This window comes from Streptomyces rectiverticillatus (assembly GCF_013394065.1).
GTDB lineage: Bacteria > Actinomycetota > Actinomycetes > Streptomycetales > Streptomycetaceae > Streptomyces > Streptomyces rectiverticillatus.
Map to the genome: position 1 here is coordinate 587,492 of NZ_CP040752.1, position 23,972 is coordinate 611,463.

22 protein-coding genes are annotated in these 23,972 nt (G+C 72.8%); 8 read left to right on the forward strand and 14 right to left on the reverse strand.

The features are described 5' to 3' along the window. Positions 1-28 precede the first annotated feature (28 nt). On the reverse strand, positions 29-691 hold the full coding sequence (locus FGW37_RS02380; RefSeq protein WP_179079520.1) for a DUF4360 domain-containing protein: 663 nt from the start codon (positions 689-691) through the stop codon (positions 29-31). Positions 692-868: 177 nt separating this feature from the next. On the opposite strand from FGW37_RS02380, the gene FGW37_RS02385 reads away from it, so the two are divergent. Next, positions 869-1,831, forward strand: coding sequence for an FAD-dependent oxidoreductase (locus FGW37_RS02385; RefSeq protein WP_179079521.1), 963 nt, complete (start codon positions 869-871; stop codon positions 1,829-1,831). Between the two features lie 10 nt (positions 1,832-1,841). Here the strand turns inward: FGW37_RS02385 and FGW37_RS02390 are convergent, their stop codons facing one another. Beyond that, the gene (locus FGW37_RS02390; RefSeq protein ID WP_179079522.1) at positions 1,842-2,504 is read right to left on the reverse strand and encodes an NADPH-dependent FMN reductase; all 663 of its coding nucleotides are present in this window, start codon (positions 2,502-2,504) and stop codon (positions 1,842-1,844) included. Positions 2,505-2,569: 65 nt separating this feature from the next. Next, complete coding sequence (locus tag FGW37_RS02395) at positions 2,570-4,261, reverse strand: glycosyltransferase family 2 protein (RefSeq protein ID WP_179084459.1); 1,692 nt, start codon at positions 4,259-4,261, stop codon at positions 2,570-2,572. Positions 4,262-4,794: 533 nt separating this feature from the next. Between FGW37_RS02395 and FGW37_RS02400 the strand changes: the two genes are divergently transcribed. Both FGW37_RS02400 and FGW37_RS02405 read left to right on the forward strand, forming a co-directional pair. Next, positions 4,795-5,634: an ATP nucleotide 3'-pyrophosphokinase gene (locus FGW37_RS02400; protein WP_179079523.1), complete on the forward strand. Its 840-nt coding sequence runs from the start codon at positions 4,795-4,797 to the stop codon at positions 5,632-5,634. A 264-nt stretch (positions 5,635-5,898) separates the two neighbouring features. Then, positions 5,899-6,228: a putative quinol monooxygenase gene (locus FGW37_RS02405; RefSeq protein WP_179079524.1), complete on the forward strand. Its 330-nt coding sequence runs from the start codon at positions 5,899-5,901 to the stop codon at positions 6,226-6,228. A gap of 107 nt (positions 6,229-6,335) precedes the next feature. Here the strand turns inward: FGW37_RS02405 and FGW37_RS02410 are convergent, their stop codons facing one another. Further along, on the reverse strand, positions 6,336-7,229 hold the full coding sequence (locus tag FGW37_RS02410; RefSeq protein ID WP_179079525.1) for a DMT family transporter: 894 nt from the start codon (positions 7,227-7,229) through the stop codon (positions 6,336-6,338). 261 nt (positions 7,230-7,490) lie between these two features. Here FGW37_RS02410 and FGW37_RS02415 point away from each other — a divergent pair, with 261 nt between their 5' ends. The 5 genes from FGW37_RS02415 (at position 7,491) to FGW37_RS02435 (ending at position 12,680) form a co-directional block, all read left to right on the forward strand. Next, positions 7,491-8,012, forward strand: coding sequence for a hypothetical protein (locus tag FGW37_RS02415; protein WP_179079526.1), 522 nt, complete (start codon positions 7,491-7,493; stop codon positions 8,010-8,012). A gap of 127 nt (positions 8,013-8,139) precedes the next feature. Then, positions 8,140-8,853: a L,D-transpeptidase family protein gene (locus FGW37_RS02420; RefSeq protein WP_179079527.1), complete on the forward strand. Its 714-nt coding sequence runs from the start codon at positions 8,140-8,142 to the stop codon at positions 8,851-8,853. A gap of 202 nt (positions 8,854-9,055) precedes the next feature. Then, positions 9,056-9,565 carry a hypothetical protein gene (locus FGW37_RS02425; protein WP_179079528.1) on the forward strand — a complete coding sequence of 170 codons (510 nt, stop codon included), beginning with the start codon at positions 9,056-9,058 and terminating at the stop codon, positions 9,563-9,565. Beyond that, positions 9,562-11,490: a GMC family oxidoreductase gene (locus FGW37_RS02430; RefSeq protein ID WP_179079529.1), complete on the forward strand. Its 1,929-nt coding sequence runs from the start codon at positions 9,562-9,564 to the stop codon at positions 11,488-11,490. Before FGW37_RS02425 ends, FGW37_RS02430 begins: the two co-directional genes overlap by 4 nt. Continuing rightward, the gene (locus FGW37_RS02435) at positions 11,487-12,680 is read left to right on the forward strand and encodes a ferritin-like domain-containing protein (RefSeq protein WP_179079530.1); all 1,194 of its coding nucleotides are present in this window, start codon (positions 11,487-11,489) and stop codon (positions 12,678-12,680) included. The genes FGW37_RS02430 and FGW37_RS02435 overlap by 4 nt, the downstream gene beginning before the upstream one ends. A 54-nt stretch (positions 12,681-12,734) precedes the next feature. Here the strand turns inward: FGW37_RS02435 and FGW37_RS02440 are convergent, their stop codons facing one another. The 10 genes from FGW37_RS02440 to FGW37_RS02485 form a co-directional block, all read right to left on the reverse strand. Beyond that, positions 12,735-13,496, reverse strand: a complete 762-nt coding sequence (locus FGW37_RS02440) for an SDR family NAD(P)-dependent oxidoreductase (protein WP_179079531.1) — start codon at positions 13,494-13,496, stop codon at positions 12,735-12,737. 72 nt (positions 13,497-13,568) lie between these two features. Further along, on the reverse strand, positions 13,569-15,257 hold the full coding sequence (locus FGW37_RS02445) for an FAD-binding oxidoreductase (RefSeq protein ID WP_179079532.1): 1,689 nt from the start codon (positions 15,255-15,257) through the stop codon (positions 13,569-13,571). 34 nt (positions 15,258-15,291) lie between these two features. Further along, positions 15,292-15,810, reverse strand: coding sequence for a cupin domain-containing protein (locus FGW37_RS02450; protein ID WP_246430223.1), 519 nt, complete (start codon positions 15,808-15,810; stop codon positions 15,292-15,294). A gap of 223 nt (positions 15,811-16,033) precedes the next feature. Next, a complete protein-coding gene (locus FGW37_RS02455) occupies positions 16,034-17,113 on the reverse strand; it encodes a hypothetical protein (RefSeq protein ID WP_179079533.1) in 1,080 nt (359 codons plus the stop codon). Between the two features lie 50 nt (positions 17,114-17,163). After that, complete coding sequence (locus FGW37_RS02460; protein ID WP_179079534.1) at positions 17,164-18,771, reverse strand: M48 family metalloprotease; 1,608 nt, start codon at positions 18,769-18,771, stop codon at positions 17,164-17,166. Positions 18,772-18,925: 154 nt separating this feature from the next. Beyond that, the gene (locus FGW37_RS02465; protein ID WP_179079535.1) at positions 18,926-19,342 is read right to left on the reverse strand and encodes a hypothetical protein; all 417 of its coding nucleotides are present in this window, start codon (positions 19,340-19,342) and stop codon (positions 18,926-18,928) included. 116 nt (positions 19,343-19,458) lie between these two features. Continuing rightward, positions 19,459-20,637 carry an MFS transporter gene (locus tag FGW37_RS02470; protein WP_179084460.1) on the reverse strand — a complete coding sequence of 393 codons (1,179 nt, stop codon included), beginning with the start codon at positions 20,635-20,637 and terminating at the stop codon, positions 19,459-19,461. A 59-nt stretch (positions 20,638-20,696) separates the two neighbouring features. Further along, complete coding sequence (locus tag FGW37_RS02475; protein ID WP_179079536.1) at positions 20,697-22,187, reverse strand: FAD-dependent oxidoreductase; 1,491 nt, start codon at positions 22,185-22,187, stop codon at positions 20,697-20,699. Then, on the reverse strand, positions 22,184-22,552 hold the full coding sequence (locus tag FGW37_RS02480; protein ID WP_179079537.1) for a hypothetical protein: 369 nt from the start codon (positions 22,550-22,552) through the stop codon (positions 22,184-22,186). Before FGW37_RS02480 ends, FGW37_RS02475 begins: the two co-directional genes overlap by 4 nt. After that, the gene (locus FGW37_RS02485; RefSeq protein ID WP_179079538.1) at positions 22,549-23,964 is read right to left on the reverse strand and encodes an aspartate aminotransferase family protein; all 1,416 of its coding nucleotides are present in this window, start codon (positions 23,962-23,964) and stop codon (positions 22,549-22,551) included. The genes FGW37_RS02480 and FGW37_RS02485 overlap by 4 nt, the downstream gene beginning before the upstream one ends. Positions 23,965-23,972 lie beyond the last annotated feature (8 nt).

A 23,972-nucleotide genomic window follows, 5' to 3' on the forward strand; every position in this document is an offset into this window, starting at 1 on the left:
TGTGCGGTTCCCACAACCCCGGGGGCGGCTACCGCTTCGGCGGGCACTCCTTCCAGGCGAGGCGGTAGAGGGTGTTGATGGCGGTGTCCGTGGAGTCCATGGCCATGAAACTGGTGGTCTTCGTGGGGTCGGAGGTGCCGGCGTTGACCGTCAGTTCGGTGTTGATGTTGAAGTTGCGCCGTTCCCCGCACGGCGCCCACACGTACTGTGCGATTTCGTTGGTGTCGGTCGCCTGCCAGTTGTCGTCGAGCGCGCCCTTGAACTGATGGGACTTGGCCGTGGTCTGCGACTGCCCCTGGAAGTAGTACGAGGCTTTCTGCTCACCCGTGGCGCCGGGTTCGAGCTGGGCATATCCGCGGTAGTCGACACTGGCGACGGCATAGGTGAATCCGTGCGGCACATGGACGATCAGATTCAGCTGACAGTTCTTGCGGAAGTCCGTCGGCTTAGCGCCCAGGCCCACCTGGGCGAGGTACTTGCTGTAGGTGACGGTGAAGGCCGTGTTGTCGAGGGAGACGCCCACGGCGGCGGAGCCGGCGGGACACCCGGAACCATTGACCGTGGCCACCTCGATCACGATTTTATCGGGCGGCACGGTGATCCCGGGGGCCGCCGCATGCGCGGGCAGCACCGGTCCGCATAACGCCGCTATTGCCGCGCTGCAGACGAAGAGAACTCTAGGTCTGGACATGGCGCTCCTGTGACTGGGGACAGGGGACTGAGGACGGGGGCCGAGAGGAAACTGAGGAATCCGGGGAATGGCGAAAGGCCGGATCCGGGTGGGGAATCAATTCCACAGGGCGGCGGAGAAGTCAACAGCACCGATAACCGGGGAAAGAGGTTCCGGACACGGGGGTACGGTGTGGGCATGGCAGGCGATGCGATCGTCGTGGGGGCGGGGGTCATCGGGCTGACCGCCGCCGTGGTGCTGGCGGAGGCCGGGCGCCGGGTCGGGGTGTGGAGCCGTGAGCGGGCCGCGGACACCACGTCCGCGGTGGCCGGCGGCCTCTGGTGGCCGTACCGGATCGAGCCCGAGGAGGCGGTCGCCGCCTGGTCGCTGGAGTCCTTCCGGGCGCTGTCCGCCCTCGCCGCGCGGCCCGGGGAGACGGGGGTCCGGCTGGTCGACGGCACCCATGCGAGCACGGCACCGGAAGAGCAGGGGCCCTGGACGGCCGGCGTCCCCGGTCTCCGGCCGGCCGGGCCCGGCGAGCTGCCCCCGGGTTACGGCCACGGCCTCCGGGCCCGCACCCCCTTGGTGGACATGACGGCATATCTCGGCTATCTCCAGCGCCGGCTCACGGCCGCGGGCGGCACCGTCACCGGCCGGGACGTGCCGGACCTGACCGAAGCGGGGCGGGCGGCACCGCTCGTCGTGAACTGCACCGGCCTCGGCGCCCGCGACCTGGTGCCCGACCCGCTGGTGCACCCCGTGCAGGGTCAGGTCGTCGTCGTGGAGAACCCCGGCGTGGACGAGTGGCTGGCCGCGGAGGACCACGACACGGGCGAGATCCTCTACGTCCTCCCGCAGCCGTACGGGGTCGTCCTCGGCGGCACCGCGCGGGAGCACGTCTGGGACCGCACCCCCTCGCCCGGCACGGCGCGGTCGATCGTCAGCCGCTGCGCCCGTGCGCATCCGCGTCTGGCCGGGGCGCGCGTCCTCGCCCACCGGGTCGGGCTGCGTCCGGCCCGCTCCCCCGCGCGGCTGGAAACCGACCGGCTGCCGAACGGTGCGAGGCTGATTCACAACTACGGGCACGGCGGCGCGGGCGTCACGGTGTCGTGGGGCTGCGCGCTCGCGGTGGCGGAGCTCGCCGACGCGGCGGGCTGCTGAACCCCGGCCGTCAGTCCTGGGCGCGCTGGGTGACCGGTGCGTCCGTGCAGTCGCCGAGGAACTCGTACCAGCGCCGGCGCAGGCAGACGTAGCGCGTGTCCGCCTCGACCAGCCGCAGGAACGACGTCACCGATTCCACCAGCCGCTCGTGGAGCCCGCTCTCGGCGAGGTCACCGTCGGCGGTGAAGCCCTCGTGCGCCTTGGCGAGGCTGAACATGTCGGGGTAGACGCGCGCCCCCAGGTGTTCGAGCGGAACCCGCAGCGCCCACAGCCCGCGGTTCCCGCCGACCATGGACGGCGACGCCGAGACCAGCAGGGCCTGCTTGTCCTTGAACGGCTGGGGGCGGACGCGGGAGACCCAGTCGATGGCGTTCTTCAGCCCGCCGGGCAGCGAGGCGTTGTACTCCGGCGAGGAGATCACCAGGGCGTCGCACGCGGTCAGGCGGTCGCGCAGCGCGAGCGCTCCGGGCGGCAGGCCCTCGGCGATCTCGGCGTCGCCGTTGTAGAGCGGCATCGCGAACTCGTCCATATGGGCGTGGTCGGTCTCCGCCCCGGCCTCGTCCCGGACCAGACGGGCCACGAGTGCGGCCAGCCGGGCGTTGAGCGAATCGCTGCGCAGCGACGCGCCGAGCACGAGTACGCGCACGGGGCCGGGCGCGGTGCCGGTGGCCATGGTCCTGCCTCCTTCGGTCCTGCCTGCCGGGCGCCTCCCGGGAGGAGGCGCCCGGCAGGCCCGGGTCAGACGGTGCTGTGCTGGGCGCGGGGCCGGGAGATGGTCGGTCCGCCACCGCCGGTGTCGCGCCCGCTCGGCCAGCGCCCCCGGGCACGGCCCGCCAGCCACATCCCCACCGGGCCCAGCGCCGTCAGCAGCGCCAGGCAGGCCCACACCCGCATGGCCGCCGACGTGTGCCCCAGCACGACCGACGCCATCAGGCACGCCCCGAACACGCCCGCCCACCACAGGTGCGTGCGGAACGTGGCCGCGCAGTCCCCGGACACCGACGCGCCCTTCGGCGTCACCACGAACCCCGACCGGCGCCGCAGCAGCGCCTGCGTCAGCGCCCGCGCGTACAACGGCGCCGACATCGCCGACATCACCATCCCCGCCACGCCCGAGGAGCCTTCCGGCTCGTGCGGGCTGACGTTGTGGCGGCGGTTGATGACGTACAGGCAGATCTGCAGCACGGCCGCATCGCCGTAGAGCATCAGCCACACCTGCGAGGGCACGTTGATCCCCGAGGCTCCGAGGCCGAGGAAGAGGACGCAGGAGACTCCGCCGAGGACCCAGGTCATGGCGGCCATCGGGTAGTAGGCGATCAGCAGGCAGTAGTTCCACAGGCGGCCCGGGGACAGGGACCACACGGCGCGCCCGAACTGCCGCAGGAGGGTCTCGAACGTGCCCCGCGACCAGCGCAGTTGCTGCGAGAAGAAGTCCGTCCACGACGACGGGCCCTCCCCCACGGCCAGGACGTCGGGGGTGTAGACCGAGCGCCAGCGGCGGCCCGTCACCGGGTTCTTGCGCCGGTGGATCTCCAGGCCCGTGGCCATGTCCTCCGTGATCGAGTCGTAGAAGCCGCCGATCTGCTGCAGCACGCTCACCCGCAGGCAGTTGGACGTCCCCACGAACATGGGCGACCCGTACCGGTTCCCCGCCCGCTGCACCAGCGCGTGGAAGAGGAACTGCTGGCTCTCCGCCGCCTTCGTCACCCGGGCCGAATAGTTCCCGTACACCTGCGGCCCCACCACGAACGCCACGTCCGGGTCACGGAAGTACCCCAGCATCCGCTCCAGGAAGTTCGGCAGCGGCACGTGGTCCGTGTCCACGCACGCCACGAAGTCGTATCCGTCGCCGTGCGCATCCAGCCACGCGTTGTAGTTGCCGTGCTTCGTCCGGGCCCGGAACTTCCCCGACGGCCGGTTGTAGCGCGCCACGCCCTTCCGGGAGAAGTGACGCACTCCCAGGCGCGCGCACAGCGCCCGCGCCCCCGGGTCGTCGCCCTCGTCCAGCAGCCACACGTCGACCAGGCCGTCGTAGCAGACCCGTACCGCCCCCTCCAGCGTCGCCGACACCATGGCGAGGGGTTCCTTGCCCGGCACGAACGTCGTGCAGAAGGCCACCCGGGCACCCGGCTGCGCCCGCACCGGCACCGGATCGCGGGCCGCGCAGGAGGCGTGGGCCACCGAGACCACGTTCACCACGCGGAACACCTCGACCAGCCCCATCGACGCCAGCATCACCCCGTCCCCCACCCCCAGCCATCCGCCCCGCACCACCCAGTGCCCCGGCCACATCAACCACACCAACACCCCTGCCGCCATCAGCGGCGCCAGCGCCACCAGCAGTCCCACCCATACGCTCACCGCCCCCTCCCGGCCCGGGAGCCGCCGGAGCCCCACCCGGTACGTCCCCAGCGGCGGCGGCTCCTCCATCACTCCCGCCAGCCGGCTGAACCCGTCGTAGTCGTAGGTGCCACCCGGACCCGGGCCCACGGGAGGAGACACGACGCCCCGTTCCCCCGCGGGCCCCGGCACGGCGCTCGCGCCACCGGCACCCTCGTCGGCGACCACACCGCGCCCCGACACCCGCACTCCACCCACCACCACAACCACCACCCGCTCCCCCGCCGCCGGAACCACCACCAAAGGGGTTATTAGTCAGCAAAACGTAACAACGCACCGGAGCGATCATCTGACGATTGCGCCCAACACACCCCCCGATCACCCGCCCAGCCCATACGGCCGTACGACAGGCATATGAACCGACCGGCCGCATCGGACGATCCCCCCTGCTCACCGGCTGCTCTCACCGGCTGCTCACCGGCGCCGTGCCGCTTTCCGCCCCGCAACCGCTCCATCCGGCCAAAAGCGGCCCGCACAGCGGCGGGTCCAGTGACCGGTGCGGCGCCGCGCCGGTTGTATGAGTCCCGGATGACACCTCACGTGCCGAAGGACGAATCACACGGATGACCAACAACCGCATCGCCCACCGACTCGCGGCCGCAGCGGCGCTGGCCGCCGCACTGAGCGTCGGGTCCGTGCCCAGTGCCCTGGCCGACGGCCGCGCGGGATCGCACCAGGCCTACGCCGGCAAGACGGCCAAGGCGGAGCTGCCGCCCGGCGACGAGGGCGGGTGGCGGGGTGACGGCCTCTCCCTCAACGCCGCGGACAACAAGAAGGTCGACCGGTTCCTCGCCCGTGCCCGGTCCGCGGAGCGGACGGTCAGCCCCGAGATGCAGGCCGTGGCCCGCATCAGCCACGCGAACCTGATCGGCTTCGACCACCGGCTGAAGTCGCCGGACTCGCTCAAGCGCAAGGTCGCCTCCGCCATGAAGGAGGCGCCCGGGCAGACCGCGGACGCCGCCCTGTCCAAGATCAGCGACTCCGTCCGCTACACCCTCCAGTGGCCGGACGGCAGCTACAGCCGGGGCGTGGCCATCGCCTCCTCCGCCCTGGCCCTCTGGGGCAACGACAGCGTCAAGTGGTCCAACACCTGGGGCCGGAAGCAGGGCTACAAGGGCATCAACTCGGCCTGGCGCGACCCGCGCTCCGGGCACGTCTTCGAGGTGCAGTTCCACACCCCGTCGAGCAAGTGGGCCCAGGAGGCGACGCACAAGCTGTACGAGGAGCAGCGGCTGCCCAGCACCTCCCCGGAGAGGGCCCGCGAGCTCCAGGAGCAGCAGGACGCGATCTTCGCCTCCGTGCCCGTCCCGGAGGGCGCGGTGCAGCTCGGCGCCCCCGCGCAGACCCGGCCGACGGACGCGCAGACCCTTCCGGCACCCGTGGACCGTCCCGCCGCCGCGTAGCACACCCTGCCGTACGGGCTCGTGATCCGCACGGCGGAACGGCCGGCCGGGCAGGGGGCTCGCCCCTGTCCGACTGGCCGTTCCGGCGTCGCCGGGGTGCAATTTTCCGGGAGGGCCGGAATCACCGTCGTCCCCGTTTCGCCGGGTGCCCCTGACTCCGCCACCGTGGGCACCGGCGCGGGCGCTCCGGCCCGCCGCCGTCGGCGTGACCGGCCCGGTGCCGGTGCCTCCGGCACGACGCCCGCAATACGAGCAGGAGCCTCCATGATCTTCATCGTCGTCAAGATGCCCGTCCGCCCCGAGTACACCGACAAGTGGCTCGAGCTCGTCGGCGACTTCACCCGGGCCACCCGTGACGAGCCGGGCAACCTCTTCTTCGAGTGGTCCAGGAGCGTCGACAACCCGAACCAGTTCGTCCTGGTGGAAGGCTTCGCCTCCCGTGAGGCGGGCGAAGCGCACGTGAACTCCGTGCACTTCAAGACCGCCATGGAGACGATGGCGACGGCCATCGCCACCACGCCGCAGATCATCAGCACCGAGGCCCCCGGCAACGGCTGGTCCGCGATGGCGGAGCTCACGCCGCGCAACCGCTGAGCGGCGGCCCGGCGGGCGGCCGGGTCACCCGGACGGCGCAAACGCCGGGGCCTGCGCTGTCCGGGTGACCCCCGCACCACGCCCGGGCCGCGGAGCGCCCTCGGCCGTCAGGACCGTGCGGGCTCCCCCGGGCGGTCCGGCGCCACCAGGTCCCGGGCGAGGGCGACGCGGGAGAGCGTGACCGCCCCGTACAGCACCAGGGCCGCTCCGAGCGCTTCGGGCAGGATCCACCAGCCGCTGCGGACGCGCTCCTCGTACAGGGTGATGCCCAGCGCGAGGCTCACCAGGGCGTCGCCGAGGGTGAGGGCGGGCTGCGAGGCCGTCAGGGGGCCGGACTGCATGGCGTTCTCCAGCAGGAACAGCGCCATCACGCCCACCACGGCGAATCCGTACGTCTGCCAGGAGAGGAAGAAGGCGGTGACGCCGCCGTCCTGCCAGGCGTGCGTGGCGTCCTTCATCAGGGCGGCGGTGAGGGCGTAGCCCACGGCGGCCGCGGCGGCGAAGCACAGGGCCCGCAGGCCTCCTTCGGGGTGGCGCAGCGCCGTCGCGGCCAGCGCCGCGATGACGGTGAGGCAGCAGACGACGGCGATCACCCAGCGGTCCGCCGGCGGCCGTCCGGTGCCGGGCGAGGGTGCTGCGGCTGCGAGGGCCAGTCCCAGCCCGGCGGCGATGCAGACGGCTCCGCTCCACACCGGGCGGGTGACCTTGCGGCCCAGCAGGAGACCGCCCAGGAGAAGGGCGAACGGCAGCTCCAGGACGAAGACGGGCTGGACGACGGCCATGGCGCCCTGCGAGAGCGCGAGGGCCTGGAGGCAGGCGGCGGCCATGACAGCGGCCATTCCACCGAGCCAGGCCTTGCGCCGCAGCAGTTGGGCGAAGAGGGAGAGCCGCAGGCCCGGGGCGAGGGGGACGGTCCGCGCGGCCCGGCGCTGCAGGACGATCGCCAGGGCGTTGCTGACCGCGGCGAGCAGGGCGAAGAGGAGGGCGGGAAAACTGCGCACGCCGTCGCTCCTTTCGTGCCGCACCGCGGAATCGGGTATTCCTGGGGGGTGGATCCGGAATGCCCTTTCCATCTTCTGCCGATCGCGGGCGGATGGGGCCGAGGCGCACCGGTGGCGGAGAATCGCTGGCCGTCCGCACCGATATTCGAGCGGACATTGACAAGCGGGCACGGCGCCGTAAGGGTTGGCCGGCAGGCGAAAGGCACGGTATTCCCGGCGAGTTGAGCTCTTCCCCCACTTCCGTTCACGGTTGGAGGAAATATGTCCAGACGCTCGTGGTTCGCTGCCCTGGCCCTCGTGGCCGCCTCCGTTTCCGGCCTCGCCGCGGCGCCCGCGGCCCAGGCCGCCACCGACGCCACGTCAGAAACGGCAGTCGAAAGCGCCGTAGCGCGCGATTCCGGCGGCGCGCAGCTCCGCGGCCGGCACCCCGAACTCAACGGTGCCCGGCTGAAAGGGGTGAACAGCCCCGCCGTCTATCTGGTCCTCGACGGCCAACGGCGCTGGATCCCCAACCCGGCGACGTACAACAACCTGTTCCGGAACTGGAACGGAATTCAGACCGTCGTCGACATCGCGAGCATCGACGACGGCGGCCAGCTGTCCGACGGCGCCATTCTCGCGAAATCCCCCGACGGTCCCGCGGTGTATCTGGTGAGCAACGGCATCAAGCGGTGGATCACCAGCCCGGCCGCGATGGACAAGTACTACTTCGACTGGAACAAGATCGTCAGCATTTCTCCCGTGGCCCTGAACGCGATCCCCACGGGCGCCGCCATCTCCTAGCGCCCGCTGCTCCGTTCGAGGGACCGCCGTCCGGGACGGCGGCGGGCCCTCCGCGGGCCCTCTGCGACCCCTCGGCCCCCTCGGTCCCGGCTGCAACCACCGGCCGGTGCTATCAGTCTTACGTCATATGGGAACACTTAGCAGAAGGAAGACGGCGCGGCCGGTAGCGGCACGCCGGCTCGGGGTGCTGCTGGGCGCCCTCGGGCTGGCGGCGCCGCTGACGCTCGCGATGGGCGGATCCGCCGAGGCGGCCCCCTCCTGCACGACGAGAACCGGGCCCTATCAGAAGGAGGCCGAGAAGTTCCTGGGCAGACCGGTCGACGGCCGGCAGTCGCCCGCCGACTGCAAGGCGATCCAGGACTTCCAGACCGCTCACCGCATCACCCCGGACATCGGCTTCGCGGGACCGATCACCTGGGGGGTGATGCAGGAGGAGATCACGCGCCGGGATCCCAACGCCGCCGGGAAGTGCCCGGTGGACAAGGGCCGGATAGCCTGCGTCGACCTCAGCCGCCAGATCAGCTGGATACAGGACGGCAAGGCCCTCAAGTTCGGCCCGGTGCCGGTACGCACCGGGCGTGACGGCTACGAGACGCGGACCGGAGCCAAGAAGATCTACTGGCGCTCGGCCGACCACTGGTCGACGATCTACAAGGTGCGGATGCCCTACGCGCAGTTCTTCGACGGCGGGCAGGCCTTCCACGCCATCGACGGCAGTGTCTGGTCGCCGCCCGGCTCGCACGGCTGCGTGAACATGCGCACCGCCGACGCCAAGACGTACTGGTCCATGCTGGGCAACGGGGACGACGTCTTCGTCTACGGCCGCAAGCCCGGCACCTGAGCGGACCCGGAGCACCCCTCCCCTCCGCGGTCCCACGGCCCCCGCACCCCGAGCGCGGGGGCCGTCCCGCCGCCACCTCCGGCATCCCGTCCGGCACCCGTCCTGCCGAACACTCATACGAGTGAAGGGGGTTTGTTTCCTCTTCACTCACCGTGGAGTCTCCGATAGACATGCGTCAGGTCCCACGGATGGGTGGTCACGGATGACACCGAAGACGAGCACGTCCGCACGTTCCCTCGACGACTTCCTCACCGCCTCGGCCGCCCTGACCGGCTTCGACGCCTTCGAGCTCCACGGCACCGGCATGGCCGAGCTGTACCACGAGACCGCGCGCGAGCAGGTCGGGGAGCCGGCCCTCAGCCGCTTCCTCGACGCCCTCGCCGCCGCTGGCGGCGACCCCGACGCCATCGCCGACGAGACCTCGCGCGACATCGCCCGCGCCCTCGCCCACACGTGGTATCTGGGCGTGTGGCCGCAGCTCGCCGGTTCCGTCCACGCCGCCCTCGGCCGGGAGCGGGCCAACACCGCGTTCACCGTCTCCCCCGAGGCCCATACGGAGGGCCTGGTGTGGCGCACGTTCCACGGGCACCCCGCCGGGGCCAAGCCGCCCGGCTTCGGCACCTGGGCCGATCCGCCGCCCGGCGCCCCGCCGGTCGCCCGGGCGGGTGACCGCTTCGCCGGCGTGCCCGGCCCGCGCGGAGGCGGCGCATGAGCCCGGCGCCGCGCCACGGCCGCGGGCGGTACGACGTCATCGTGGTCGGCGCGGGCCTGTCCGGCTCGCTCGTCGCCAAGGAGCTGGGGGACAAGGGCTGGCGCGTCCTCGTCCTGGAGGCCGGCACCGGCACCCTGGACTCCTGGCCCGGCCACCTCGACGCCGTCGACACCTTTTACGGCGCCCTGGCAAAGGTGCCCAACTCCCCCTACCGGCCCAACGCCGCAGCCCCCTCCCCCGACGTCCTCGACCTCACCGGCCTCCCCTCCGGCGGCTACCGCGCCCACGGCTATTTCGTCCAGCAGGGCCCCCTGCCCTACGCCACCGACTACCTGCGCGCCCGCGGCGGCACCGTCCTGCACTGGCTCGGGCTGACCCCGCGCATGCACCCCGAGGACTTCAGGACCCGCCGGACCTACGGCTACGGCCGCGACTGGCCCCTCGGCTACGACGATCTGGAGCCCCACTACCGCGCGGCCGAACGGGCCCTCGGCGTCGCGGGTAACGCCGCGGAGCAGGCCGCTGCGATCGGCCTCCCCTTCCCCGGCGGCTATGTCTATCCGATGCACGAGATCCCCCGGAGCTACGTCGACGACGTCTTCGCCGCCCGCCTCGACGGGGCCACGGTCCGGGAGGCCCCCGGTGCCCCGCGCACCACCCTGCGCGTCGTCGGCACCCCCCACGCCCGCAACAGCACCCCCGACCGGCGCTACGACGGCGGCCGGGGCTACCGCCCGGCCGGCGCGGCGGGCCTGCCCAACTACGGGGAGCGCTGCGTGGGCAACGCCTCCTGCGTGCCGATCTGCCCGGTGCAGGCCAAGTACACCCCGCTCAAGACCCAGGCCGTGTGGGACCGCCGGCGGGTCCGCCTCCTCACCCACGCCGTCGTCAGCCGCGTCCTGGCCGACGGCAACGGCCGCGCCCTCGGCGTCGAGTACCAGGAGTACGAGGACCCGGCCGTCCCCGTCGCCACCACCCGTACGGCCGAGGCGGACGTCGTCGTCCTGGCCGCGCACGCCGTCGAGAACGCCAGGCTGCTCCTCGTCTCCCGGCTCGCCGGCCACAGCGACCAGGTCGGGCGGAACCTGATGGACCACCCGGTCCTCCTCGGCTGGGGCCTGGCGGGCCACCCGGTCGGACCATTCCGCGGGCCCGCGTCCACCTCGGGTCTGGAGAGCTTCCGCACCGGCCCCGCCCGGCGCGAGCGGGCGCCCTTCCGCATCGAGATCAGCAACTGGGGATGGGGCTGGCCCACGGGCTCCCCGGCCAGTGACGTGGCCCGGCTGCTGGGCATCGGAGCCGACTCCGCGCAGCCGCGCGGCAAGGGCGTCTTCGGGGCCCGGCTGCGCGCCGCGCTGGGCGAGGAGATCGGCCGGCAGGTCTCCGTGCAGTTCCTGATGGAGCAGGAGGCCGAGGAGCGCAACCGGGTCACCGTCGACCCGCGCCACCGCGACCGGCTCGGCAATCCGCGCCCGGTCATCACCTACGACCTCTCCGACCGGGTCAAGCGCGGCATGGCCGCGGCGAGGACCGTCTCCGGGGAGATCTTCCGCCTTCTGGGAGCCGAGGACCGCACCGCGTACGCGCCCGGCCCCCTCTCCCCCGGCTTCTTCCGCTTCGAGGGCCGCGGCTTCACCTTCAACGGCGCCGGGCACGGCGGTGGTACGCACATCATGGGCACCTCCCGCGGCACCTCCGTGGTCGATGCGTGGCAGCGCTGCTGGGACCACCCCAACCTCTACGCCGTGGGGTGCGGCAGCATGCCCTCGATGGGCACGTCCAACCCCTCGCTGACCATGGCCGCCCTCGCCCTGCGCAGCAGCGAGCGCATCCACCGCGACCTGACGGCCTCTCACCGGCCCGCCGCCGTGGGCCCGCCCTCCGCCGCGCCCGCCCGGGACGGACGGAAGGAGGGCCGGGCATGAGCACCCTTCCCCCCTCCGCGGGCCTCGCCGGCCTCTCGGCCGAGCCGTCCCGGGTCGAGGAGCCACCGTTCCGGGTCCCACGCGACCGCGCCGACCTGCACGTCTTCCTGCAGGCCGCGCTGACGCTGGAGCACCTCACCATCCCGCCCTATCTGACGGCGATGTACACCCTGCGCCCCGGCACCAACCGGACCGCCTTCTACGCGATCCGGGCCGTCGTGCTCGAAGAGATGCTGCACATGACGCTGGTCGCCAACCTCCTCAACGCCGTCGGCGGCAGGCCCCTGGTCGCCCACTCCCGGTTCGTCACCGGCTATCCGGCCCTGCTCCCCTACAGCCGGGACAAGGTCCCCGTCGCCCTGCGCCACTTCGGGACCGCCGCGCTGGACACCTTCCTGTACATCGAGCGGCCGGAGTACGTGGCGGAGCCGCCCGGCCACCCCTCCGTGGCCGGCGCCACCGGCTGGACGTCGATCGGCCAGTTCTACAGGACCATCCGCACGGGTCTGGTCCGCCTGGCGGAGGAGCTGGGCGAGGCCGGGCTGTTCCGGGGCGATCCCCGGCGCCAGGTGGGCCCGGAGGACTTCTACAACTCCGGCGGCGAGGTCTTCCCCGTCACCGGGCTGGCCTCCGCCCTCAAGGCCCTGCGCGTGATCACCGAGCAGGGCGAGGGCGTGAGCCGCACCATCTACGACACCGACGACCGGCTCTTCGGCGAGGCCCGCGAGCCCGCGCACTACTTCCGGTTCGACGAGATCCGCCGGCGGCGCAGCTACGGCCCGCACGACACCCCGGCCTCCGGGCCCACCGGCCCGGCCCTCGACGTCAGCTGGGAGGACGCCTACCCCATCGACCCCGAAGCCAAGGTCGCCCACTACCCGCCGGGCAGCGCGATCCGGCGCGCCGCCGAGCGCTTCAACGCGACCTACGCCCGGCTGCTGTGGGTGCTGGAGGCGGCGTTCACCCGGGATCCGGCAGTGATCCAGGCCGCCGTCCCGACCATGCTGCGGCTGCGCGATCTGTCGGTGCAGCTGTACCGCAATCCGCACCCCGACCCGGCCCGGCGCGCTCGGGGGCTGTACGCCTCCGCGACGTACGAGATCACCGAGGAGCTCCTCGGCGAGGCCCGCCGCAGCCTGCCCGGCAATGTTCCCGGCAGCACCGCGCTGCCGGGCGGCCCGAAGTGGTGAGACGGGCAGTGCCCGGGGCGCGGGGTGGGCACCCCGCGCCCCGGGGAGGGCGGGTCAGGCGGTCATGCCGCCGTCGGCCACCAGGTCGTGGCCGACCACGAAGCTCGCCGCGTCCGAGGCGAGCCACTGCACCGCGGCGACGATCTCCTCCGTCTCGGCCACGCGCCCGATCGGCACCGTCCCGGCCACCCGCGCGTTGCGGTCGGCCTCGCTCTCGCCGGGGCGGAAGGACATGGAGGTGTTGGAGGCGCCGGGGCTGACGGCGTTGATGCGGATGCCGTCCTTGATGTGGTCCAGCGCGGCCACGCGCGTCAGCGCGCTGACGCCCGCCTTGGAGGCGACGTAGGCGGCCATGCCGGGGCGGCGGCCGTGGAAGCCGATGTTGGACGAGGCGTTGACGATCACACCGCCGCCGTGCTCGCGCATGTGCGCGATCTCGTACTTCATCGACAGCATCACGCCGGTGAGGTTGACGCCCAGGAGCCGGTGCCAGGAGGCGAGGTCGGTGTCGGCCAGGGGCGTCGGCCGGGCGAAGAGCCCGGCGTTGTTGTGCGCGATGTGCAGGCCGCCGTGGCGGGACACCGCCGTGGCGACCATCGCCTCGACGTCCTGGGCGCTGGTGACGTCGGCGGCGACGGCGCTGGCCTTGCCGCCCTCCTCCTCGATGAGCCGTACGGTCTCCACGGCGGGTTCCAGCGCGACGTCGACGGCGACGACGGTGGCGCCCTGGCGTGCGAAGGCCAGGGCACTGGCCCGGCCTATGCCGGAGCCCGCCCCGGTGACGAGGGCGACCTTGCCTTCGAACTGTGCGGTCATCTGGTTCTCCTCCAACTGGGGTTCCCCGGGCCGGCCGGGTGTTCCGCCGGCCGGACCGGGGCTCGGACGGGGTCAGGACTTGGGCAGGGCGATCGACTGCGAGTGCCGGAAGACGTTGCGCGGGTCGTAGGCCGCCTTCACCCGCTGCAGGCGCGGGTAGTTGTCCTTGTAGTAGAGCGTGTACCAGGGCACGCCCGACTTGTTCTGCTGCGGGTCGGCGATGTCGCTGTCGGGGTAGTTGATGTAGCAGCCGTCGGCGGCCGGTCCGGGGACCGGGTAGCCGCCGGTGGAGGCGAAGACCTCGGTGTAGATCTCCCGGGTCCAGGCCAGGTTCTGAGGATCCTGCTTCTTGTCGGGCCAGAAGCTCTGGAAGAGGCCCTTGAAGATGGAGTCGCGCTGGGCGGAGGCCGTGTCGCCGGAGCGCACGGTGTTGATCTTTCCGCCGTAGGAGAGCAGGACCACCATGGAGTTGGGGTTCTGCAGGTCGGTGCGGGTCAGGTGCTTGTACATCGACGCGATCTGGGCGTCGTTGAAGCCCTTGCGCAGGTACGCGGACTTGTGGATGCCGCGCAGGGTGGGGTTGGTGAGCGTGGGGTTGTTGGTGCCCAGGAAGCGGACGGAGGCCAGCCAGGGCACCCGCTGGGGGGTGAAGAAGTCGGGCATCGGGCCCTGCTCGCCGACGGCGGAGGTCAGCGGCTCGGGCTTGATGCCGAGGGCGGAGGTGATGGAGGCGACGTAGGCGGTGATGAGCTTCTCGGCGTCGGGGACCCCGGCGTCCATCTGGGTGAGCAGCCCGATGCTGGTGTTCGCCTTGTGATTGATCATCAGGAAGCTGCACAGCGACGCGTAGGGCGAGTCGGGGCCGGCGTTCTTCTCGTGCCAGGTCCCGAAGTTCTTCACCAGCGTGGTGAAGCGCGCCTTGTCGAGCTTGCTCCACGGCAGGGAAATGGCGCTGACGAAGACGTCCTTCGGCGGGTGCATCAGCTGCTTGGCGGGCTCGCTGCCGGTCGCGCCCGGGGAGCGGAACCAGTAGCGGGTGATCACGCCGAAGTTGCCGCCGCCCGCGCCGGTGTGCGCCCACCACAGGTCGCGGTGGGGGTCGTCGGCCTCGCGGGTCGCCACCACGGCCCGCGCGGTGCCGTCGGCGTCCACGACGACGACCTCGACGGCATAGAGGTGATCGATGGTGAGGCCCTGCTTGCGCGAGAGCATTCCGTAGCCACCGCCGCTGATGTGACCCCCGACGCCCACGGAATAGCACATGCCGCCGGGGAGGGCCACCCCCCAGCCCTTGTAGAGCGATTCGTAGACGTGCAGCAGCGTGGCCCCGGCCTCGATGCAGAAGGCCTTGCGCTGCTCGTCATAGGTGACCTGGTCCATCGTGGTCATGTCGATGACGATGCGCACGTCGGGGTTGTAGACGAAGTCCGCGTAGCAGTGGCCGCCGCCGCGTATGGACAGGCGCTTGCCGGCGCGGACCGCCTCCTGGACGGTCCGGACGACCTGTTCGGTGGTGTGGACGATGCGCACGGACTCGGGGCGGCCCACCCACCGGGTGTTGTTGCCGACGACCAGGTCGGCGTAGCGCGGGTCGTCCGGCAGGACGGTGACCGCCGGAGGTGCACCCGCGCCGGCCTCCGCCCCGGCGCCGGTGCCCGCTGCGGCGGCCCGGGTGGGCGCGAGGCCCGTCTGTGTCACGGCGGCGCCCGCCACGGCGGCGGCGGTGCCGGTCAGCATGGTTCGTCTGTTCAGCATGCCCATGGTTCTCTCTGTGCGTTCCGAGTGGTTGCGCCGGTCAGGTGCCCCAGGTGATGCCGAGGCCGAGCCTCTCCGCGACCTCGTGGGTGCGCTCGACGGACCAGCGGTCGCCGACCGGTGCGTCGGCTCCCATGTGCACGGGGTATCCGCCCTCCAGGAAGAAGCGCTCGAATCCGCCGGGGCAGGTGAGCACGTAAAGGTCGGCCGTCTCGCTCTCCACCAGATACGAATGCGGAATTCCGCGCGGCAGGAAGAGCACGCTGCCGCCTTCGAGGAGTTCGGTGCGGTCGCCCACCGTGGCGCGCACACCACCGCTCCCGATCATGAAGATCTCGTCCTCGAGTGTGTGGATGTGGCTCGGGGAGCGCTCGCCGAGCTTCGCCGCGAAGTGCGTCATTCCCATGGCGCCCCGGGTCTGTTCGGCCGTGAGCTTCACGGTGACCAGGGAACCTTTCCCCCAGAGCCGCTGCACGCCGTCACCCGGCTTGAGAACGGCCGGCACGATTCCGTCCTGGCCGAAGGGGAGTTCTTCCCGCCCGTACGGCGCTGTCGTCATTTCTCCTCCAGATCCGTCGCGGTGCGCTCCAGCGCCCGACCGGCTGGTTCCGAGCGTTCCCCAGTAAACCGGGCGGCGGCAAGACAACTGAGCCCAATCCGTCAAGTGGCCGAGGGCAGCGAGGAGTTCACGCTGCGCAAGGCCGGAAACGGATTGGGCTCTGCTTCTTTATTTCGGTTGTGCCGGGGCCGCAGGAGATGCGCCCCGGTTGAACGGCGTGTGCCTACCGGGCGCCCTGAACGGCTCGTTCCCGGTAATCGCAGTACAACTTCGCGGGGTCGCCGAAGTAGTGCCAGGGCAGCGCGCCGACGCACCCGTCGACCGCACGGAATTGTTCGAGGGCTTCCGCGTGGCGCTTCTGCTGCACCAGGAAGAAGGCGAGCAGGTGGCGGACCTCCGCGAGGCGCGGGTGGTCGGGCCGGACGGCCGGGAGGTCGGCGAGCACGGCGCCGATCATGGCCGTGACTTCGGGGGTGCGGTAGTGCTTGGCGTTGAGCGGCCGGTCCAGGTGCTCGAAGAAGGCGATCAGCCGCAGGGCGGGCAGCAGGGTGCCGGCGGGGGCGCCGGAGGCGGCCTTGTCCGCGAAGTCGCGGGCGAGCTCCGCCGAGCCGTGCCACTTCGCGCACCAGTACTGGAGGGCGCCGTAGTGCGCCTCGAAGTGGAACGGCGCCCGGGTGGTGATCTCCGTCCAGAGCTCGTCGACGTAGGCGTGCGGGTAGCCGAGGCCGAGGCCGGCCCAGAGGTCGGAGACGTGCGGGGAGGGGTCCTCGGCGTCGAGCTCCACGGCCCGGGCGATGTCCTCGCGGGCCCGGAGCAGGACGCGGTGGAAGGCCTCGAACTGCTCGGCCGTGGTCTCCTTCGCGTAGCTGCTGCCCCTGAGCTTCCCCGCGAGGAAGACGGTGGAGCGGGCGCGGACGGCGGCGGCGCCGGGGTCGCCGGGGCACGCGGCCTCCCAGGCCGTCAGCCAGGCGTCCTCTTCGGCCGCCACGTGCGCCAGGGCGATGACGAGCGCCGTGCGGCGCTCCCAGTCCCGGCCGGCGTCGGCCAGGGCCCGGGCGGCGGGCTCCCATGCGCCGCGCTCCGCCGCTTCCTGTGCGCCGTCGATCTGCGGATCGCGCATCAGCCGCTCGGCGTCCTGCCGGTCCTGCGGGAGGAACCCGAGCGCGGCGGCCTCCTTGGACAGGCCCGGTGCGGAGCGAGCGGCGCCGCCGGAGCGCCCGGGCCGGCCGGCGGCGCTCTTGCGGGACCTGTACCAGAAGAAGATGCCGAGGGCTATGACGAGGAGGGGCAGCAGTCGTGCCACGGGGGTTCGGCTCGATTCGTGAGGAGGGGGTGGGGGTGGCCGACGGGGTGTCAGGCGGGTGAGGCCTGCGGCAGCAGCCGGCGCAGGGGTGCGGTGTCCGGGACGTCGGCGGCGAGCGCCTCCAGGGCCGGCTGCAGCCAGGTGTCGTACCCGTCCGGCAGGCGCAGTCGCGCGCTCTCGGCCCAGGACATCTCCCACCAGGCCATCCGGGCGTCGGCGAGCTCCAGCAGCACAAGGCTGGAGAGGGCGTCGAGCAGGGCGGGGCGCAGGAATTCGCGTGCGGCCCGGCCACTGGCCTGCTCGGCCGTCCGCGACTTGGGCAGGCCGGCGGCTATCTGCCACAGGGCGCCGCGGTCGGCCGCGTCCAGGAGGGCGTGGAGGCCGGTGTGACCGCCGGTGACCCGGGCGAGGGCGTGCCGCAGGGGCTCGGCGTCGGCTTCGTGGCGGGCGCGGATGCCCAGGTGGACGAGCTCGGGCCAGTCGGCTCGGCGCATGTGCAGGGCCTCCTCGGTGAGGGTGGCCGCTTCGAGCTCGGCGAGGACGCGCCCCGGGCCGTGCAGGAGGGTCAGGGCGGGCCCGGCGAGGTGTCCGCCGCGGCCGTCGTCGGGCAGGGCCTCGATGAGGCGGATCCGCTCGGCGGTCGGCGGGTGCGCGTCGTAGGGGGAGGGCTCCTCCGCGGGGAGGTCGTGGCGCAGCTCGTCGAGCTCCGCCTGGCGGGCGGGTTCGGCGAGCAGCCGGGCCAGGCCGCCGTGGAACTGGCCGTACGGGGGCAGGAGGCCGGCGGGTATGCCGCAGGTGGCGTACCCGCGGAGGTAGAAGTCGTGGGCGGCGGCAAGGACCGCGGTCTCGCGGAGGGCGGAGGCGGTGGCGTCGCGGCCGGCGATCCGCACGGCGAGCCGGTCGGCGGCGAGCTCCTGGCGGCGGCCGTCGCTGCGGGTGGCCCGCAGGGCGAACAGGCCGTAGGCGATGAAGAGCTTGCCCATGCGGCGGTAGGCCCACCCGGCGCCGGAGGTGTCGATCTCCTTGGCCTTCCGGCCCTTGCGCACGGCCTTGGCGGCGGCCTTCTCCTGCCGCAGCCGTTCCTTCTCGGCCTGCTGCTCGGCCTTCTCCGTGAAGGCGTTCACGGTGCGGGCGATCGCGTGGCGGCCGCGGGCGGTGATGGCGGACAGGCGGGTGTCGGCATGGCCGTAGTGGCCGAACTCGTGGGCCAGGACGGCGCGCAGCTGTGCCTCGTCGAGGCCGGTCATCAGGGGTGTGCCGAGGTAGAGCCTGCGGCGGCCGGGCAGGAGCCCGAGCATGCGGGCGTTCTCGGTGACGGCGGCGTTGACGTCGCCGGTGAGGAGGATCTCGTCGGGCGTGCGGGTGCCGGCGGCGCCGGCCACCTCGCGGACGGCGGCCCACAGCCGTGGCTGCTGGGCTTCGCTGACGGAGAGCCCGTCCGCGCCGTCGTCCTTGGGTGTGCGCAGGAGCAGCATTCCCCGGACGACGGGGAACGCCAGCAGCGCGAGGACGACGGTGATTTTGAGGGCGAGGGGGTTTACGCCCCGCCAATAAGCGGCGGCGCCGATTCCGGCGAAGACGCCGAGCACGGCAAAGCACAGGAGATAGAAACCCGCGAGCAGAACGAGTGCACGCAGGGCACGCAGAAAGACGCCCATGGGGCAGGGCCTCACACAGAAAGGAAAAGGGGGTGGTCAATGCGGTGGGGGGAGAATGGCCAGTATGCCGCAAAGGGTTTCACATCGGCAAAAAGTTTTTAAATGCGGCGACGGCGGCCCGCGGGGGCCGCCGTCGTCCGGAAATGCCGGTGGGTCAGGTCAACGCCTCCGGCCGGGCGTCGTGGAGGGCGGGGTCCTCGGTGGCGGGGCGGGGGCGGAGCTCGGGCGGGGTGGCGCCGTTGGACGGGTAGAGGAGGCGGCCGATCGGGTAGGGCTCGGCGTAGGTGGTGACCAGGCGCCGGACCGTGGCGGGGTCGGCCGTCACCGGGAAGCGGCGCCGGTCGGCGTCCGCGTCATCCGCGCTGGGGTCGGGGTCGGTCAGGGTCGACCACATGTCCTCGGCGGCGCTGATGAGCTGGTCGAGTTCGTCGCGCACCCCCTGCCAGGCGCCTTCGCGCACCGCCTCGTCGATGCGGGAGAGGGTGCCGAGGACGCTGGCGTAGTCCTCGGCCAGCTGGTCCTCCTGGGGAGACGGGGCAAGGGAGTTGGCGACTGGCTCGGTGGTGTACACGGCACCTCCACGCAAGGGGAAACGGTTCAAGGCCGGGGTGGATGCGTACGAAACCCCCGCCCCGGCATCGTCGCGCGCCGCAGGGCCGGCCGCGGCTCTACACCGTCACCGGTCGGCTATATATCACTCGCACGGGCGAGCGGAGCGCCCGGCCGCGGCGAGCGGGTGGCCCGGGCGAGCCCCAGGGCGGTCAGTACGCAGACCACCGTCATGCCGCACAGCACCAGTGGCACCGCCCGCACGCCCGACAGCTCGATCGCCCTGCCCAGCGCGGGTCCCGCGGCGACGCCGCCCACCATGGACGCGGCGATCACGTAGGCCGCGGCGCGGCGGGCGGTGGGGACGGTGCGGTGGAGCCACGGCAGGGCGGTGGGGAAGATCGGCGCGATGAACAGGCCCACGCCCGCGTAGGCGTAGGGGGCGAGGCCCGGCAGGGCGGCCGCCGCCGCGCAGACCGTCATGCCGGCGCAGCTGACGACGACGATCACCGGTTCGGTCAGGCGGACGGCCAGGGGCACGACCAGGAACCGGCCGGCCGTGAGCATCAGCCAGTAGACGGAGGTCGCGGAGGCGGCCGTGGCGGTGCCGTAGCCGACGGTTTCGAGGTGGGTGGGCTCCCAGCCGCCGACGCCCGCCTCGACGCCCACGTGCACCACGTACAGCAGGACGAACGCGCCCAGGAGCAGCACCGCCCGGCCGGGCCGCCCGGGTGCCTGCGGTGGCCCGCCGGTGCGGGTGGCCGCGCCGGCCGGGTCCTTGTCGCCGACGCCCTTCAGGAAGAGGACGAGGGAGGCGGCGAGGGCGGCGAAGGCGAGGAAGACCACCGGGTAGCGGTCCGGCCCGAGCAGGCCGATCAGGGCGGGACCGGCGACGGCGCCGATGCCGAAGTGGGCGTTGAGGACGTTGAGCATGGCGGTGCTGCGGCGTCCGAAGCCGACGGCGAACAGCTGGTTGAGCCCGTAGTCGATGCCGCCGAAGCCGAGGCCGGTGACGAGCGCGGCCACGAGGGCGACCGGCCAGAGCGGGGCGAAGGCGAAGGCGGCGCTGCCGAGGGCCATCAGCGCGTAGGAGGAGCCGAGGAGCACGCGGTTGCCGGTGCGCCCGTGGACGCGGTTGAAGAGCAGGACGCCGCTCACGCCGCCGACGAAGTGGGCGCTGAGCCCCAGCCCCGCGGCGGAGGGCGACAGGCCGAACTCCTCGCGCAGGGCGGGGATCGCGGGCCCGTAGAGGGACTGGAGCGCGCCGATGAGGACGAAGCCGGCGCAGGAGGCGGCGACGGCGGCCGGGGTGAACATCGGGGCGGTGCTCCCGCTGCCGTGCTGCGCGGGGGCCGGTGCCCGCGTGGCCGGGTCCGTCACGGGCACCCCGCCCCGGTGTTCAGGAAGCGTTCGGCGATCTCGTGGGCGAACGCCATGACGGTGCCCTGCGGGCTGATGCCGGTGACGCCGGGCAGGACACTGGCGTCGCACACCCGCAGCCGCCGGAAGCCGTGGGGGCGGCCGTGCTCGTCGCAGACGCCGCCGCGCTCCGGCAGGCCCATGCGGGCGGACGCCATGCCGTGTACGGACACCAGTTCCCAGTCAGCGGGGCGCACGCGGCGGCAGAACTCCCCGGCCTCCGCGGGGGTGTGCAGGGGGCGGGCTCCGGCTGCGGGCGGGATCAGCTCCCGTGCCCCTGCGGCGAAGAGCAGCTCGCTCGTGCGCCGGAACGCCTCGCGCAGCCGGCTGTGGTCGGCGGACGTCATGCCGTGCCGCAGGAGCAGCCCGCCCCGCGGCACGGCCCGCAGCCGGGCCTTGCCCTGCAGCCGGATCTGCGTGGTGTAGGAACCGAGCAGGCCGAAGGCGGCGAGCAGCCGGTCGAGGAGCCGCGGTGGGCGGTCGGCGAGGGCGGCGGCGAGCGTGCCGCGGGTGAGGTTCGACGGCATCATCAGCACCCCGTCGTCGGCGAACTGGTGGACCTGTGCGGTGAAGATGGTGCCCCGGTCGGCGTGGACGGGCTCGTCGAAGCGGGCGACGGTCCGGAGGTTGACGTGCAGGGAGAGCTCGTGCCCGGCCGTCTCCCGGTGGATGCGGCTGCGCTGCATGAGCGCGGGCGTCTGCAGGGGACCCGCGGCGAGGAAGACCTCCCGGGCGCGGTGGACGAGCCTCCGGCCGCCGGGCCCCGCCGCGAGGACGCCGCGGACCTCGCCGTCCTCGTGCAGGATCCGCAGGACGCGGGTGCCCGGCACGATGCGCGCGCCGTGGGACTCGGCCTCCGGGAGGTAGCTGACGGCCATGCTCTGCTTGGCGCCGCCGGGGCAGCCGGTGGTGCAGCGGTTGCGGTGGAGGCAGCCGGGGACGGCCCGGCGGGAGGGCTGCCAGCGCCAGCCGAGGCGCTCGGCGCCGGCCGCGAGCAGCCGGGAGTCGCGGTTGCCGTCCCCGTGCGGCTGGGCGGCGACGCCGAGGCGGCGCGCGACGGCCGCGAGGTGCCCGGCGAGGTCGGCGGCGCGGTAGCCGCCGATGCCGGCTTCGGCTGCCCAGCGGTTGAGCAGGGCGGACGGGGGGTCCCACAGCAGCCCGCCGTTGACGACGGTGGTGCCGCCGACGCAGCGGCCTTCGCCGTAGGCGAGGGTGGGCGTGCCGAAGACGGGGGTCAGCCCGCCCTGTCGGTAGAGGCGGCGCATGTTCTCGGCGGGGGTGGCGGCGGCGATGCGGTCGGTGCCGACGCGCGGGCCCTCTTCGAGGACGGTCACCTGCCGCCCGGCGGCCGCCAGCTCCCGCGCGACGACGCTGCCGCCGGCGCCGGACCCCACGACGAGGACGTCGCTGTCACAGGGGTGTGCCCTGTGCGAGGACCGGAGGCTCACCGGCTCGCCCCCGCGGGTGCGGGCGGCTGCTGTGCGGGACGGCCGTCGAGCGCGCCGAGCAGGGCGAGCGCGGTGCCCGAGCGCACGACGTCCGCGAAGCCCGGCAGGGCGGCCAGCCGTTGCATGCCGCGGCGGCCTTCGGCGGCGGAGGCGCTCCGCAGCCCGCGCCCCGTGGCGAGGAAGAAGGCCGCGGGCAGCAGGCGCAGGGCGAGGGCGTAGCCGGCCCGGTAGGGCAGCGGGAGGGTGCTCAGGGTCTCGGTCACGTGGGTCTCGGCGGCGGTGCGGGCACGGGGGTCGCCCAGGCAGGCGTACTGCCGCAGCCAGTACGAGCGCAGGCCGCTCGCGCGCAGTGCGCCGCGCATCATCCGGTCACCTTCTCTTTGAGGAATGCGGCCAGCAGCCGGGCCGCGCCCTTGGCGAGCACGGCGTCCAGGGCGTGCAGGAAGGCGGTCGTCTCCTCCTCGCCTGCGACCAGGGGCGGTGAGACGACGAGGGCGATGTCGCGGTTGGAGCCGAAGAAGGTCAGGACCCCGTGGTCGCGGTACAGGGCGGCGATCACGGCGGCGGTGAGCAGCTTGGGTACGGCCTGGGGGTCGCGGGCGGCCGCAGGGAGCGCGGTGCGGATGCGGTCCGGGATGCCCGGGCCGGGCCGCAGGAAGACGCCGTGGAGGGCGCCGCGGCCGGTGGTGGAGGCCACGAGGCGGGGGTGGCGCTCGGCGATGCGGGCGAGGCCGGCTGACAGCAGCTGACCGAGTTTGCGGGCGCGGCCGGGGAAGTCCTCCTCGACGGCCACGGAGACCGCTTCCAGCGCGGTGGCGGTCTCCTCGCCGAATCCGTAGTAGGTGGTGCTGTGCAAGGTGGCGTCGCCGAGGTTGTCGTAGGCCTTCCGGAAGACGGGTTCACGGGCCACGTATCCGGAGATGGAGGATTTCCCGCCGCCGAAGGACTTCGACATGGCGAGGACGTCGGGGACGAGGCCCGGGCAGTGCATGAAGTGGAAGAGCTCGCCGGTCTTGCCCCAGCCGGTGTACACCTCGTCGAAGACCAGGACGATGTCCTGCTCGGTGCACAGCCGCCGGACCTCGCGCAGGAATGCGGGCGGGCTCTCGCGCAGGGCGGAGGCGCTGAACGGTTCGAGGACGACGGCGTATACGTCGCTGCGCCCCGTGGTGTCGCGGTGGCGTTCCAGGGCCAGTTCGAAGGAGGCGAGGTCACCGAAGGCGAAGGAGTCGGTCCCGGGGATCCGCGGGAATTCGAAGTGGATCTCGGGCGAGGCGGTGAGGCTGCCGGCGCCGAGCAGTTTGCCGTGGAAGGCGATGTCGGTGTGCAGGACCGTGCCGCGCCGCCCGCCGTGGTATTTGTAGGCGAGTTTCACCGCGCCTTCGACCGCTTCCGCTCCGGAGTTGGGGAAGTAGCAGATGTCGAGGTCGCCGGGGAGCAGTGCGGCCAGGTTGTGGCTGAGGGCGGCGATGTAGGGCGAGAAGTAGTTCTTGTGGACCTCCATGCGGCGGCGCTGCCGGAAGCGGTCGCGGGCGGCAAGGATGCGCGGGTGGTTGTGGCCGTGGTTGAGGACGCCGATGCCGCCGGTGAAGTCGAGGATGCGCCGGCCGTCACGGAGGGTGATCCAGGCCCCTTCGGCGCTGTCGACGAGGTCGCGGCCGAAGCCGAAGGAGCCGATGAGCGAGACCTGGCTGCGGCTGACGTACTTCTCGTAGAGGGCGTGGACCTGGTCGATGCCGAGGTGTTCGGCCTGGTCGAGCGAGATGAGTTCAGGCATGGGCGTCC